The 13,963-nt window shown below is 63.1% G+C and carries 16 protein-coding genes; 8 read left to right on the top strand and 8 right to left on the bottom strand.

Annotated features, from left to right (window positions below; genetic code table 11):
- Position 1 precedes the first annotated feature (1 nt).
- On the bottom strand, positions 2-895 hold the full coding sequence (locus tag AC07O2_RS10460; protein ID WP_495075669.1) for a phosphoribosylaminoimidazolesuccinocarboxamide synthase: 894 nt from the start codon (positions 893-895) through the stop codon (positions 2-4).
- 143 nt (positions 896-1,038) lie between these two features.
- On the opposite strand from AC07O2_RS10460, the gene AC07O2_RS10455 reads away from it, so the two are divergent.
- Positions 1,039-1,467 carry a universal stress protein gene (locus AC07O2_RS10455; RefSeq protein ID WP_495075668.1) on the top strand — a complete coding sequence of 143 codons (429 nt, stop codon included), beginning with the start codon at positions 1,039-1,041 and terminating at the stop codon, positions 1,465-1,467.
- Between the two features lie 84 nt (positions 1,468-1,551).
- Here AC07O2_RS10455 and AC07O2_RS10450 read toward each other — a convergent pair whose 3' ends face one another.
- On the bottom strand, positions 1,552-2,193 hold the full coding sequence (locus AC07O2_RS10450) for a LysE family translocator (RefSeq protein WP_495075667.1): 642 nt from the start codon (positions 2,191-2,193) through the stop codon (positions 1,552-1,554).
- 86 nt (positions 2,194-2,279) lie between these two features.
- On the opposite strand from AC07O2_RS10450, the gene AC07O2_RS10445 reads away from it, so the two are divergent.
- A complete protein-coding gene (locus AC07O2_RS10445; RefSeq protein ID WP_495075666.1) occupies positions 2,280-3,245 on the top strand; it encodes a helix-turn-helix transcriptional regulator in 966 nt (321 codons plus the stop codon).
- Here AC07O2_RS10445 and metW read toward each other — a convergent pair.
- The 3 genes from metW to AC07O2_RS10430 form a co-directional block, all read right to left on the bottom strand.
- A complete protein-coding gene (gene metW, locus AC07O2_RS10440) occupies positions 3,226-3,810 on the bottom strand; it encodes a methionine biosynthesis protein MetW (protein ID WP_495075665.1) in 585 nt (194 codons plus the stop codon). The two genes, AC07O2_RS10445 and metW, sit on opposite strands and share 20 nt — an antisense overlap.
- Positions 3,807-4,940 carry a homoserine O-succinyltransferase MetX gene (gene metX / locus AC07O2_RS10435; protein WP_495075664.1) on the bottom strand — a complete coding sequence of 378 codons (1,134 nt, stop codon included), beginning with the start codon at positions 4,938-4,940 and terminating at the stop codon, positions 3,807-3,809. Before metX ends, metW begins: the two co-directional genes overlap by 4 nt.
- Before the next feature lie 166 nt (positions 4,941-5,106).
- Positions 5,107-5,721 carry a glutathione S-transferase C-terminal domain-containing protein gene (locus tag AC07O2_RS10430; protein ID WP_495075663.1) on the bottom strand — a complete coding sequence of 205 codons (615 nt, stop codon included), beginning with the start codon at positions 5,719-5,721 and terminating at the stop codon, positions 5,107-5,109.
- A 120-nt stretch (positions 5,722-5,841) separates the two neighbouring features.
- Here AC07O2_RS10430 and purB point away from each other — a divergent pair, with 120 nt between their 5' ends.
- Positions 5,842-7,245: an adenylosuccinate lyase gene (purB, locus tag AC07O2_RS10425; protein WP_495075662.1), complete on the top strand. Its 1,404-nt coding sequence runs from the start codon at positions 5,842-5,844 to the stop codon at positions 7,243-7,245.
- Between the two features lie 70 nt (positions 7,246-7,315).
- Positions 7,316-7,876: a YaeQ family protein gene (locus tag AC07O2_RS10420; RefSeq protein ID WP_495075661.1), complete on the top strand. Its 561-nt coding sequence runs from the start codon at positions 7,316-7,318 to the stop codon at positions 7,874-7,876.
- 172 nt (positions 7,877-8,048) lie between these two features.
- Here AC07O2_RS10420 and AC07O2_RS10415 read toward each other — a convergent pair whose 3' ends face one another.
- Complete coding sequence (locus AC07O2_RS10415; protein WP_495075660.1) at positions 8,049-8,474, bottom strand: DUF3717 domain-containing protein; 426 nt, start codon at positions 8,472-8,474, stop codon at positions 8,049-8,051.
- Between the two features lie 384 nt (positions 8,475-8,858).
- On the opposite strand from AC07O2_RS10415, the gene AC07O2_RS10410 reads away from it, so the two are divergent.
- Positions 8,859-9,554, top strand: a complete 696-nt coding sequence (locus tag AC07O2_RS10410; protein ID WP_495075659.1) for a TerC family protein — start codon at positions 8,859-8,861, stop codon at positions 9,552-9,554.
- Positions 9,555-9,587: 33 nt separating this feature from the next.
- Positions 9,588-9,923, top strand: a complete 336-nt coding sequence (locus AC07O2_RS10405) for a phage holin family protein (RefSeq protein WP_495075658.1) — start codon at positions 9,588-9,590, stop codon at positions 9,921-9,923.
- A 27-nt stretch (positions 9,924-9,950) separates the two neighbouring features.
- Here AC07O2_RS10405 and AC07O2_RS10400 read toward each other — a convergent pair whose 3' ends face one another.
- Both AC07O2_RS10400 and tfpZ read right to left on the bottom strand, forming a co-directional pair.
- The gene (locus tag AC07O2_RS10400; RefSeq protein ID WP_495075657.1) at positions 9,951-11,429 is read right to left on the bottom strand and encodes a M48 family metalloprotease; all 1,479 of its coding nucleotides are present in this window, start codon (positions 11,427-11,429) and stop codon (positions 9,951-9,953) included.
- 80 nt (positions 11,430-11,509) lie between these two features.
- The gene (gene tfpZ / locus AC07O2_RS10395; RefSeq protein WP_495075656.1) at positions 11,510-12,268 is read right to left on the bottom strand and encodes a TfpX/TfpZ family type IV pilin accessory protein; all 759 of its coding nucleotides are present in this window, start codon (positions 12,266-12,268) and stop codon (positions 11,510-11,512) included.
- Positions 12,269-12,324: 56 nt separating this feature from the next.
- On the opposite strand from tfpZ, the gene moaC reads away from it, so the two are divergent.
- Positions 12,325-12,813 carry a cyclic pyranopterin monophosphate synthase MoaC gene (gene moaC, locus AC07O2_RS10390; protein ID WP_495075655.1) on the top strand — a complete coding sequence of 163 codons (489 nt, stop codon included), beginning with the start codon at positions 12,325-12,327 and terminating at the stop codon, positions 12,811-12,813.
- A 60-nt stretch (positions 12,814-12,873) separates the two neighbouring features.
- A complete protein-coding gene (locus AC07O2_RS10385; RefSeq protein ID WP_495075654.1) occupies positions 12,874-13,956 on the top strand; it encodes an adenylate/guanylate cyclase domain-containing protein in 1,083 nt (360 codons plus the stop codon).
- Positions 13,957-13,963: the final 7 nt, after the last annotated feature.

Below are 13,963 nucleotides of genomic sequence, written 5' to 3'. Positions count from 1 at the left end.
CTCAGGCCGTGAGGCGTTGCAGCGCTTCCTGGTACTTGGCGGCGGTCTTGGCGATGACCTCTTGCGGCACGCGGGGGGCGGGCGGGGTCTTGTTCCAGGGCTTGCCGTCGATCTGCACCTGCTCCAGCCAGTCGCGCACGAACTGCTTGTCGTAGCTGGGCGGGTTGGTGCCTTCGACATAGCCTTCGACGGGCCAGAAGCGCGAGGAATCGGGCGTCAGCACCTCGTCCATCAGCACCAGCGTGCCGTCGGAATCCAGGCCGAACTCGAACTTGGTGTCGGCAATGATCACGCCCTTGGCCAGGGCAATCTCGGCGGCAGCGCTGTAGATCTGGATGCTCAGGTCGCGGATGCGGGTGGCCAGGTCCAGGCCGATCATTTCCACGGTCTTGTCGAAGGTGATGTTCTCGTCATGGTCGCCCACCGCGGCCTTGGCTGCCGGGGTGTAGATGGGCACGGGCAGCTTGGAGGCGTTTTGCAGGCCGGCTGGCAGCACGACACCGCAGACGGCGCTGTTCTCCTGGTATTCCTTCCAGCCGCTGCCGGCCAGGTAGCCACGCACCACAGCTTCGACCGGAATCGGCTGCAGACGCTTGACCAGCATGGAGCGGCCCGCCACCTGGGCGATTTCGTCAGGCTGGACCACGCTCTCGGGGGCGTCACCGGTGAGGTGATTCGGGCAGATATGGCCCAACCGCTCGAACCAGAACAAGGCCATTTGCGTCAGCAAAATGCCTTTGCCAGGGATAGGCTCGCCCATGATCACGTCAAAAGCGCTCAGGCGGTCGCTGGCGACCATCAGGATGCGGTCCTTGCCTACAGCGTAGTTGTCGCGCACTTTGCCGCGCGCCAGCAGGGGCAGGCTATGGATGGAGGAGGTGTGAACGGTGGTCATCGGGGCAACAATCTAAGGGGCAGAAAAATAAGGCCGGAGCCCGCAAGTGTAAAACTCCTGCGACGTGGAACCGAAAACCAGGTTTTCAGCCCGCCGTCAGCCCGCAGGCGTATGCTGAACTTTTGCCTATCCAAGGGGACACCATGAAAGTGCTGCTAGCCATCGACGGTTCAAAATCGGCCCTGCATGCCGTCAAATATGCGCGCAAGCTATTCGCCCAGCTGGCACCGGCCAAGCACTCCATCACCTTGATCAACGTACACGACGACGTGTCGCTGCGCCACGCCAAAATCTATGTGGGGTCTGAGGTGGTGGCCGACTACCTGCGTGAACTCAGCGAAAAAGACCTCAAGCCCGCCCAAAAGCTGCTGGACGCCACCGGTATACGGCACGACATGGTGGTACGCACCGGCCACGTGGCGCAGGAAATCGTGGCCTGCGCCAAAGCCGGCAAGTACGACATGGTGGTGATGGGCTCCAAGGGGCGCACAGCCATCAGCGATCTGCTACTAGGCTCGGTAGCCCAGCGCGTGCTGGCCACGTCAGACGTTCCGGTTCTGCTCATCAAATAAGCCAAGCATGGGCAACGGCCTGGGCTTATTTTCCGCAAGAAAAATGCCTACAGCGCAGGAAATACCAGCGCAAGCAGCTACTAATTAGATAGCAAGCTCTTGCCAGCCCCGCACTGCCGTCCACACAGCCCCCAATACCAACACCCCGCCCACCAAGCGCCCCACCGCCACTGCGGCCTGGGGGCGGCGCTCCAGCCAGTCCCGCGAGCTGCCCGCCGCCAAGCCTAGAAAGCCGTACACCGCGGTTTGCGTCAAGGCGATGATGCCGCCCAGCGCCACCGCCTGTATCCACACCGGCCCGTACTCCCGACGCAAAAACTGCGGGAAGATGGCCAACATGAACAAATAGGCCTTGGGATTCATCAGGCAGGTCAGCGCCGCGCGGCGGAAGATGACCCAAGGTGGTGGCGTGCCCACGGCGGGCAAGGCACCCAGGGCCGACTGGCTGCGCAGCACGGCCACGCCAATCCAGGCGATGTAGACAGCCCCGCCCAGCAGCATGACCTGCATCAACCCTGGCACCAGGCGCAGCAGCAAGCCTATACCTAACGCACCCGCCACCACGTGGCAGATGCCCCCGGCCACGATGCCCGCCACGGCGAACAGGCCCGCCCTGCGCCCACCCACCAGGGCGTTGGACAGCACAAAAGCCATGTCCATGCCGGGCAAGGCGATGATGCCTAAAACCATCAAGAAAAATAGCCAGAGGTGGGCGTAATGGGTCATGGTGCGAACGTTCCGTAGCTGAAAACCCAGACTCTAAAACTCCATCAGGGCGGAATCGGTCCTGATAAAACCCTAAACTTGCCGCCATGTATTCGCCCACCACCCGCGTGCTGACCGTGCTGGAGCTGCTGCAAAGCCACGGCAGCCTGAGCGGCCCCGACCTGGCGCAGCGCCTGGGTGTGGACGGGCGCACGCTGCGCCGCTACATCGGCAAACTGGAAGACCTGGGCATTCCCATACTGGCCGAGCGCGGGCGCCATGGCTGCTACCGCCTGATGCCCGGCTTCAAGCTGCCACCCATGGTGTTTACCGACGACGAAGCGCTGGCGGTGTCCCTGGGCTTGCTGGCCGCGCGCGGACTGGGCCTGGCAGAGGCCACACCGGCGGTTGAGAGTGCCCAGGCCAAGCTGGAGCGGGTGATGCCCAGCGCCTTGCAACAGCGCGTGCGGGCCTTGGGCGAAACCGTGGCACTGGACCAGCCACGCGCCGTGCCGGTGCCTGACAACCAGGCCCTGCTGGCCCTGAGCCTGGCCGCCTACCGGCACCAGCAAGTGCATCTGGACTACCGTGCAGCCGACCAGACCACCAGCGCGCGGGACTTTGACCCCTACGGCCTGGCGCACCGGGGCGGGCGCTGGTACGTGGTGGGCCACTGCCATCTACGGCACGCGCTGCGCTCGTTCCGGCTGGACCGGGTGCAGGCCGTGGCATTCAACGAGCGCCACTTTGTGCCGCCGGAGGACTTTGATGCGGTACGCCACTTGGCCCTGGGCGTGGCAAGCCTACCGCGCGCCATACAGGTGGAGGTGTTGTTGAAAACCGATCTGGACACCGCCCGCAAAGCCTTGTTTGACAGCATGGGCTTGCTGCAACCGCTGGCGGACGGCGTGCTGCTGCACAGCCAGGTCGACGATGTGCACTGGCTGGCCCGTGAGCTGGCGCGACTGCCATTTGATTTTGAAGTGCAGCAGCCGCCAGCCTTGCGCGAGGCGTTGCACACACTGGCCACCCGTTTGCACGGGCTGGCGAATCTCAGCCCCGCTGGAACTTGAACACGGCCGTACCAGCCAGCGCATTCGGCCAGAAGCGCACCTCGCGGCCTTCCTGCAGGCCAAAGGCGTCCAGGATATGCAGGTCGTTCTTCTCGGCCAGCACCTCGAAATCCTTGAAGGTGCCGACGCGGATGTTCGGCGTGTCGTACCACTGGTAGGGCAGGCGCTTGGTCACCGGCATGCGGCCGCGCAGAATGCTCATGCGGTTCGGCCAGTGCGCGAAGTTGGGGAAGGCCAGCACGCCCATGCGGCCCACACGGGCCGTCTCGCGCAGCATGACCTCGGCATTGCGCAAATGCTGCAGGGTGTCGATCTGCAGCACCACATCGAACGAGGCGTCGTCGAACATGGCCAGGCCCTCGTCCAGGTTCAGCTGGATCACGTTCACACCGCGCTGCACGCAGGTCAGCAGCTTGGCGTCGTCGATCTCGATGCCGTAGCCAGTGCAGCCGCGCGTGGCCTGCAGATGGGCCAGCAGGGCGCCGTCGCCGCAGCCCAGGTCGAGCACGCGCGCGCCCTGGGGCACCAGGCGGGCAATGGATTCCATCATGCTGTGCGCGCTCATGCCGCCACCTCTTGAGCAATACGGTCAAAGTAGGCCCGCACGGTCGCCATATAGCGCGGATCGTCGAGCAAGAAGGCATCGTGGCCGTGGGGTGCGTCGATCTCGGCGTAGCTCACGGTGCGGCGGTTGTCCAGCAGGGCCTTGACCATCTCGCGGCTGCGCTGGGGCGAAAAGCGCCAGTCGGTCGTAAAGCTGACCAGCAGGAACTTGGCCTGCACCTGGGCAAAAGCCCCCGTCAGGCTGCCGCCAAAATGCCGCGCCGGATCGAAGTAGTCCAGTGCGCGGGTGATCAGCAGATAGGTATTGGCGTCGAAGTAATCGCTGAACTTGTCGCCCTGGTAGCGCAGATAGCTTTCAATCTGGAACTCAGCGTCTTGCGTGGTGTAGCGGTAGCCATCGCCGATCAGCTGGCGGCCAAACTTGGTGTTCATCACGTCATCACTCAGGTAGGTGATGTGACCGATCATGCGGGCGATGCGCAAGCCGCGCTGCGGCACCACCCCATGCTGGTAAAAGTGGCCGCCGTGGAAGTCCGGGTCGGTAACGATGGCGCGGCGCGCCACCTCGTTGAAGGCGATGTTCTCGGCCGTCAGATTGGGCGCGCTGGCGATCACCACCGCATGCCCCACACGCTCTGGATACTGTAGCGTCCAGCCCAAGGCCTGCATGCCGCCCAGGCTGCCGCCCATCACAGCAGCGAGCTTGCGGATGCCCAACTGATCGAGCAGCAGTGCCTGGGCGTTGACCCAGTCTTCCACCGTCACCACAGGGAAGTCTGCACCATAGACCTGGCCGGAATCGGGGTTCACATGCATGGGCCCGGTGGAACCAAAACAGGAGCCCAGGTTGTTCACGCCGATGACGAAAAAGCGGTCGGTGTCCAACGGCTTGCCCGGGCCCACCATGTTGTCCCACCAGCCGGCCGACTTGGGCTGGTTGGCGTACACGCCGGCCACGTGGTGCGAGGCGTTCAGCGCATGGCAGACCAGCACCGCATTCGACTTGTCGGCGTTCAGCGTGCCATAGGTTTCAAAAGCCAGATCGTAGGCACGGATGGACCCACCGCCCTGCAAGCGCAGGCTATCTGGAAAGTGTGCGGACTGAGGTGTAGCGATCAAGCGCGCTCCCATACGAAAAGATACGGAAATAAAAAACCCGGCAACGCTAAAAACGAGGCCGGGCTGGTACAGGAGCGGTCCGTCTTTAGCTGTATTTATAAAGCGCCCGCAAGCTGGAGCAAATTGGCGCTGGTAAGAAGTATAGCAACCGGGGCTGCTACCGGACAAGCTGCGCGGACTACTGCGGCTTGGTATCCACAAAGCTCTGGCGCTGCGCCAGCTTTTCCTGCAGCTTGGCCAGATTGGGGTGATTGGAGCGCCAGGCCAGGTCCGGGAAACGGAAATCCAGCCAACCCAGAGCGCAACCCACCGCGATATCCGACAGGCTGAAATGGATGCCGCTGCAGAAGGCCTTGTCACCCAGGCCGCGGGCCATGGCCTTGAGGCCGGACTCCACCTTGGCCATTTGGCGGTCTATCCAGGCCTGGCTGCGCTGCTCGTTCGAGCGCTCCACCCAGGTGGATTCCATACGGGCCAACACACCGGCTTCGCAGACGCCATCGGCCAGGGCCTCCCAGGTCTTGACCTCTACCCGTTCCCGGCTTTGCGCGGGGATCAGCTTGCCCACGGGCGACAGCGTGTCCAGATATTCCACGATGACGCGCGAGTCAAAAATGGCTTCGCCGGCCTCCATCACCAGGCATGGCACCTTGCCCAGGGGGTTGGACTCCCCCACCTGGCTACCGGCAGTCCAGACGTCGTCCAGCACAAACTGGTAATCAAGTTTTTTTTCAGCCATCACCACGCGCACTTTGCGCACGTAGGGGCTGCTGAGGGATCCAATGAGTTTCATGGGCAATAGAACAGAGACATGGCCTGGAACAGGCGGCTTGGTTGAGGCCCATTCTATCGATTCACCCCCGCGCAACAGCGTTCTGACGACCGGGCGTGGCGTGGCACCTACAATTCGCTTATGACTTTATCCACCATTTCGGCTCTGTCGCCACTGGATGGCCGCTACGCCGCCAAACTCGCCGCCCTGCGCCCTTTAATGAGCGAACTGGGCTATATGCAACGCCGCGTCCAGGTCGAAGTGGCCTGGTTCATTGCCCTGAGCGATGCCGGGTTCGCCGAATTCAAGCCGCTGACACCCGGTGCACGTACTTATTTGCTGAATCTGGTGAAGAACTTCAGCGAAGCCGATGGCAAGGCCATCAAAGAAATCGAAAAAACCACCAACCACGACGTCAAGGCGGTGGAATACTGGATCAAGTCCAAGTTCGAGGCCCGGCCCGAGCTGGAGCACGCCAGCGAGTTCGTGCACTTTGCCTGCACCAGCGAAGACATCAACAACACCAGCCACGCGCTGCAGCTCAAGGGCGCACGCAGCCAGGTGCTGCTGCCCGGCCTGGACGCGCTGATCACCAAGCTGCGCGAAATGGCCCACGCCTTCGCCGACGTGCCCATGCTCAGTCGCACCCATGGCCAGACCGCCAGCCCCACCACCGTGGGCAAGGAAGTCGCCAACGTGCTGGTGCGCCTGAGCAAGGCCCGCGACAAGATCGCCGATGTGCCGCTGATGGCCAAGATGAACGGCGCCGTGGGCAACTACAACGCCCATCTGTCCGCCTGGCCCGACTTCGATTGGGAAGCCTTCAGCCGCAAGGTCATCGAAACGCCAGAGCACGGCCCCGACACCGGCATCAACCCCTGGGGCCTGGGCCTGACCTTCCAGCCCTACAGCATCCAGATCGAGCCGCACGACTACATGGCCGAGCTGTTCGACGCCATCGCCCGCGCCAACACCGTCTTGATCGACTGGTCACGCGACGTGTGGAGCTATGTGAGCCTGGGCTACTTCAAGCAGCGCCTGAAGGCCGGCGAAATCGGCTCCAGCACCATGCCGCACAAGGTCAACCCGATCGACTTCGAAAACGCTGAAGGCAATCTGGGCCTGGCCAACGCCATGCTGCGCCACCTGAGCGAAAAGCTACCCATCAGCCGCATGCAGCGCGACCTGACCGACTCCACCGTGCTGCGCAATATGGGCGTGGCCGTGGGCTATGCCGCGCTGGCGTACCAATCGCTGATGACCGGCCTGAACAAGCTGGAACTCAACGAAGAAGCCCTGGCCGAAGATCTGGACAGCTCATGGGAAGTGCTGGCCGAGCCGATCCAGACGGTGATGCGCCGCTTTGGCGTGCAAGGTGCCTACGAAAAGCTCAAGGAAGTCACGCGTGGCAAGACCGTGACCGCCGAGGCGCTGCACGGCCTGATCGCCTCGCTGGAGATCCCCGAAGCCGAAAAGCAACGCTTGCTGGCCATGACACCGGGCTCGTACATCGGCATCGCTGCCGATCTGGCACGTCGCGCATAATTTAAGAAAAAGAAAGCTGCTAGCGCAGGTATCACCTGCGCTAGCAGCTACAAAAAGAATAGTAATCAGCATGGCTCTCAAGTCCACGATCTTTAAAGCCAATCTGCAGATTGCCGACATCGACCACAACTACTACGCCGACCACGCGCTGACCCTGGCGCGCCACCCCAGCGAGACCGATGAACGCATGATGGTGCGCCTGGTGGCGCTGGCGCTGAATGCCTACCAGCTCAACAGCGTGTGCAAAGGTGACGGCGTGCTGACCTTTGGCGCGGGGCTCAGCAACCCGGACGACCCGGATGTCAGCCTGCGCGATTTCACCGGCCAGACGCGGCTGTGGATCGAAGTCGGCCAACCCGAAGACAAACCCCTGATCAAGGCCTGCGGCAAGTCCGACCAGGTGTCGCTGTACCCGTTCAGCTCCTCGGCGGACATCTGGTGGCGCGGCATGGAATCCAAGCTGTCCCGCCCGCAGAACCTGCAGGTCTGGCGCGTGCCCACCGAAGCCTCTCAGGCCCTGGCCAGCCTGGCGGAGCGCAGCATGCAGCTGCAAGCGACCATTCAGGAAGGCGCGCTGACGCTGAGCAGCAATTTAGGCAGTGTGGATGTCGAATGCATCCGCTGGAAGTAGATAGAGGCACACCCCCAGGCTACACGCTACGCGTTTTCGCCACCCCCTTGCAGGGGGCGATACCAGTGGCTCGGCAGAGCCGGTTCCACGGTATCCCTGGAAGGAGTAGCTATCCGTTGGGTTCTTGATCTTTTAGGCCCCTAGCGCTTATTTTGTCTGCGCCAGCAGCTATTCAATCAATAGCAGGTATGCGCCCTTCGGCGGCGCGCTCGGCATAGCGGTTGAAGCGCCAGGAGTCGCCTTCCAGAGTGATGCGGCGCCAGGTCACACGCTTTTCTGCCGGGCCCATGGCGGGCCAGAGCTGAACCTCTTCAAACGTGCGGCCACACCCCTTGCACAAGGCGTCGCCCTGGAAGGTGGAGCAGATGGCGATGCAAGGCGTATCGGGCGTAGTCTGGTACCAGCCCAGCCAGGCGTCATAGGCCTTGGGCGGCATCGAGGCTTCGTCCGCCTCGTCCTCGTGGTGGTACACCATCAACGCATACACCTCGGCCAGTGCGCGCAGTTCGGCACACAGGGTCACACCATCGGTTGACGGCTTGCGGGCCCGCCAATAATTGATGGCGGCTTCGATGTCAGTGATGTGGATTCCGGCCATGGGGGCGTGAAAGGCTGCTGCGGGTGTCGCGTGAGTCGCAACGGAGGGGGATGGATCATAGCCCCGTTTTCCACCCCTATGCCCTTGCCTGGATCTCAAGAAATACATCTGCCAGTTACATCTTTGCTATGGTCTAATTGGGGGTTGAAGGGGAGTAGCTCCCGCCCATGGCACAGCCTGTGGGTATCCACCCGTCGTCAACACGTTGCCCTAGCGGCATCCGGCGCGTGGGGCATGGTCGCAGGACCCGTGCCGAGCAAGACCTTCGAGACCCACCGGCAATGGCGGGGATCGAAGCGTGCTTGGCGGCCACTTACTCCATCCACACCCGATCTACCCGTTTGCGCTGACCCAATGTGACAGTGACGGCAATGGAGTGTTTTTATGGAATTTTTATCAGCCCCTTGGTGGTCCGCCCTGCTGGCCATCATCCTGATTGACCTGGTGCTGGCGGGGGACAACGCCATCGTGATCGCGCTGGCCGCACGCAGCCTGCCCCAGCATCTGCAAAAAAAGGCAATTGTCTGGGGCACGGTCGGCGCCATCATCGTGCGCTCGGCCATGACCATCGGCGTGGTCTGGCTGTTGAAGATTCCCGGCCTGATGCTGGTCGGCGGCCTGGGCCTGCTCTGGATTGCCTACAAACTGCTAGCCGACCAGGGCAGCGAAGACGCCCATGACGGCCCGGCAGTCACCACCTTCTGGGGCGCCATGAAGACCATTCTGATCGCCGACGCGCTGATGGGTATTGACAACGTGCTGGGCGTGGCCGGCGCCGCGCATGGGGCGTTTGACCTGGTGATCATCGGCCTGCTGGTCAGCGTGCCTATCGTGGTACTGGGCAGCACGGTGGTGCTGAAACTGGTGGAACGCTTTCCCATCATCATCCAGCTGGGTGCTGCCGTACTGGCCTTCACCGCGGCCAAGATGATCGTGGGCGAGTCCCTGCTGGCATCGGTGTTCGGCCCGACGGCGCCCTGGAGTACCGCTGCGCATTGGGGCCTGTATGCCATCGCCATCGCCGGCGTGCTGGCCACGGGCAGTTGGAGCGCCCGGCGTAAAGCCCAGCCGTCGGCTTAAAGCAGGCACGCTAATCGGCGTATCCTTGGGGCCATGAAACTCCTACTCAAATGGCTGCTGAGCGCAGCCGCGTTACTTCTGGTGGCCCATTTGTACAACGGCGTGCAAGTGCAAAGCTTCACGGTCGCGCTGATCGCCTCCCTGGTGATCGGCCTGCTGAACACGGTGTTGCGCCCGGTGCTGGTGGTACTGACCCTGCCGGTCACCATCCTCACGCTGGGGCTGTTCCTGTTCGTGGTGAACGCGCTGATGTTCTGGTCGGCGTCCGGCCTGCTGGTGGGCTTCCATGTGACCGGGTTCACAGCAGCCTTGATCGGCTCCTTGCTGTACTCGGCGCTGGGCATCGTGATCGACGCCGCAATCTCCTAAGCATCCGAACCACACCGCCGCACAGGCTTATTTTTCCTGCGCCAGCTCTTTCAGGTGTGCCTGGACCTGGCGGGTGCGGGTGTCGATGATGGACGCTTCGATGTCATCCACGGGCCCGCTACCCGGCGGGGGATGACGCACCATGTCCTGCGCCGCACGGAAGCGGTCCAGCGCGCCGTTGTAGTCCAGCCGGGCCACCTGCATCTCGGCCTCGGCGCGGATCGCGCGCAGGGTCTGGCCCTGGGCGTTGTAAGCCGACGCCAGCAGCTGCCAGGCCGTGCCATCGCGCGGATGCAAGGCCACCCAGGGCTGCAGCCGGGCAATAGCCTCGGGCGCCTGGCCCAGGCGGGTACGCACCTGGGAGCCCAGCAGCAGTTCAGGCCGGCCCGGTGCCTGTAGATCCAGCAAGGCCGCCGTGGCCACCGCATCACCCGCGTTCCATTCGATTTCAGCTGCCAGCAAGCGCGCCAGGCGCGCGGCTGCGGGTTCGGGTGTCACCAGGGCTTGCAGCCGTTCCACCAGGCTGCGTGCCTGCACAAAGTCGCGCTGGCGCATGGCAGCCAAAGTGCCCGCATACAGCACAGCAGCGGCACGGGTGTCCATGGCCGGGCCGGTGGGGCGCAGCATTTTTGCTTCACCAACCCAGGCGCGCAGCAAATCCACGCCGGGACTGCCCAGCACCCGGGCGCGGGCGGCCATCATGGGATGGACTGCACTGGGCGGACGCGGCGCGGGGCGCGCATCCAGGGCCTGGCGCGACTGCATGTCAGCAATGCGCTCGGTAGTCAACGGGTGGGTGCGCAGGTAGGGAAAAGAGCCGTTGTCACTCAGGCGCGAGGCCTGCTGCAGCTTTTCGAACATGCTGACAAAGCCCAGCGGGTCGAAGCCGGCCTGGGTCATCACGCCGTAGCCTATGCGGTCGGCCTCGCGCTCCATGTCGCGCGAGAAGTTCAGCTGGTTCTGCACCGCGGCCGCCTGCCCGCCGACGATCATGGCATTGGCCGCATCCGGGCTTTTGCTGGCCGCCAGGGCGCCCAGAATCATCGCACCGATCAGCCAGGGCGTGGTCCGACCCTGGGATTCCATCATGCGGGAGATATGCCGCTGGGTAACGTGGCTAAGCTCATGCCCCAGCACCGAGGCCAGCTCGTCCGGGCTTGTGACAACCCCCACCAGACCCAGGTGCAGGCCCAGGTAGCCGCCAGGCAGGGCAAAAGCATTGATGGTGCGGTCGGCGCCCATCAGCACCTCCCAGGCGAAGCGCTGGTCCATCTCATCTGTGAGTTCGCCACGCTGGCGGGCCGCGTCCAGCAAGGGCTGCCAGATGCTTTGCACATATTCGACCAGCACCGGGTCGTCGATGTAGTCCGGGTCACGGTACAACTCTCGGGCGATGCGCTCACCCAGGCGCCGCTCGGCACTGGTGCTCATGCTGCTGCCGTCGCCCAGGCTGGGCAATTGGGAGCCCCCAGCGCCCTGCGCCTGGGCCACAGCAGGCCAGGCCATCATCACATTGGACGCTATCAAAAGATGAGCTATTGGTGCACGTAATACCTGCGCCAACGGCCTATTTTGTCTGTATTTTTTCAAAATGAATCCAGCGGCAGAAAGGCCACCACCTGGGCGGTACGGGCATCGACAAACACGGTCCAGAAACTTTTGCGCCCCACCATCTGCAGGTAGAGCGTGTTCTGCGCAGTATGCCCGGCGGCGGCCAACACCTGGTCGATGGCAGCGGCCTGGTCGGGGAAACGTGTCTTGAGTTCCGCAGTCGGCTTGCCAAACTTCAGCACGCCGGCCTGGCCGGCGGCATAGCTTTGCCACAGGTCGGGGCGTGCCGCCTCGTCCACACCGCCCATGGCAGCCAGGGTGACGTCAATTTTTTCGTTGTTATCCTTGAAGGGCCGCACAGATAGCAGGCTGGGACCATCCAGGGGAAAGGCACGTATACCAGGGGGCGTTTTGTCCAGCAACACCTCAGGTACATCTACTGCGTGCACGACCTGGAAGCGGCTGATATCAAACACCAGGTGCACCGGCCGCGCCAGGTACACCGTCCACAAGCCATAGCCCAGGCCCGCCAGCTGGAACAGGGCAATAACGACCAAGTCACGCCGCAGCACGCGCCAGGGCTTGCTGCGGGTGAAGATGGCGAAGGTCAGCAGCGGGCCCAACACCACGTCCACCGCCACCACCAGCATAAACAGCTCACGCCCGCCAGAGATCTCGCGGTACGGATAGGGGTACCACACGCCCAGCACCAGCAAGCCCGCCAGCAAGGCGACGCATAAGCAAAGACCCAGATGGATGGCCGAAGCCCTGAAACGATCTTTCCAATAAAGCATGGCCGTATGATCCGCGAAATGAGTGAACACTTTGTAAATCGTAACGGAGGCCGGGCATGCCCTCTTTGACGCATTTTGATGCGCACGGCCAAGCCCATATGGTCGATGTGGCCGCCAAGGCCCATACCCATCGCACGGCAGTGGCCAACGGGCGTATCGCCATGCAGGCCGCCACGCTGGCGCTGATCGAGGGCGGCAACGCCAAAAAGGGTGATGTGCTGGGCATCGCCCGCATCGCCGGCATCCAGGCCGCCAAGAAGACCAGCGATCTGGTGCCGCTGTGCCATCCGCTGGCGCTGACCCGGGTGGCCGTGGACTTCGTCTGCCATGCCCAACCACCGGCGGTGGAGTGCCGTGCCACCGTGGAAACCGTGGGCCCTACCGGCGTGGAAATGGAGGCGCTGTGCGCGGTCCAGGTCGCGCTACTGACCATCTACGACATGTGCAAGGCGGTTGACCGCGGCATGGTGATCGAGGCGGTGCGGGTCCTGCAAAAAGACGGTGGCCAGTCCGGCAGCTACCGGGCGGATGCGCCCACCGCATAGGATTGAATGGCACGGCTTGGTTCTGCTATTCTGGTCTGTCGCTGAACTGCGGGAGTCACCATGTGGCACGTCGATCGGAAACAACTTGCCGCCAGATTGGTCGAAATATTCGACCCCGGCAATCCCCAATCTCCACAAGGTGATGCAGCCCGCCTGCAGGCCGTCAACGAGGCGATTAACCGTGCCGCGGCCCACGCCATAGACAGCGAAACCCGGCAGGTAACGATTCTGCTGTCCGACCTGCGTGGCTTCACCGCCATGGCGGAAGCCTGTAGCGCCATGGACATGGTGACCGCCCTGAACCGCTACCTGGAACGCATGACCCAAATCATCCTGCACCATGGCGGCAGCATCGACAAATTCATGGGCGACGGCATCATGGTGCTGTTTGGCGCGCCCAAGGCGCTGGACAACCCGATTGAGGCGGCGCTGGCCTGCGCCATCGAGATGCAGCTGGCCATGGACGACATCAACGCGCAAAACCAGCACCTGGGCATGAGTCCGCTGTACATGGGCATAGGCATCAACACCGGCGACGTGGTGGTGGGCCACCTGGGATCAAAGCTGTACACCGAATACACCGTCATCGGCGACCAGGTCAACCTGGCGTCCCGGGTCGAGTCGCACAGTCTGCGCGGGCAAATCCTGCTCAGCGAAAGCACTTACCAGCTGGCCAAGGATTACATCGACGTCGGCGACATCAACGAGGTACAGGTCAAAGGCAAAAAAGGCAGCGTGCGCATGGTCGAGCTGCTGGCCCTGCGCGGCAGCCACCCGATGACCACGCCGCGGCGCGAGGTACGCAACAGCCCGCGGGTAGAGGTAGACATGCCGCTGGCCTTCCAGGTGCTTGACGGCAAGTCCGTCATTCCCCGGCAGTACGCGGGCCGCATCGTGGACCTGGGCTATGGCGGGATGTTTGTCCTCAGCCCGGTGCCCCTGCTGCCGTTCGACGATATCAAGATGGCGCTGTCGCTATCGCTGCTCAGCGGCGAGCTGACCGACATCTACGCCAAGGTGCTGCGCGTGACCGAGGTGCAGGGCGCCTACAAATGCCCTGTGGAGTTCACGTCCATCGACAGCAAGGCGCAACAGGCCATCAAGGAGTTTGTGGACGGCATTGTGGAGCTCAACACCGACTAGCCAGACG

The sequence above is a fragment of the Rhodoferax sp. GW821-FHT10B06 genome (assembly GCF_059415605.1).
The sequence above is the reverse complement of the archived record's forward strand: the minus strand, read 5'-3'. Positions and strand labels throughout refer to the sequence as shown.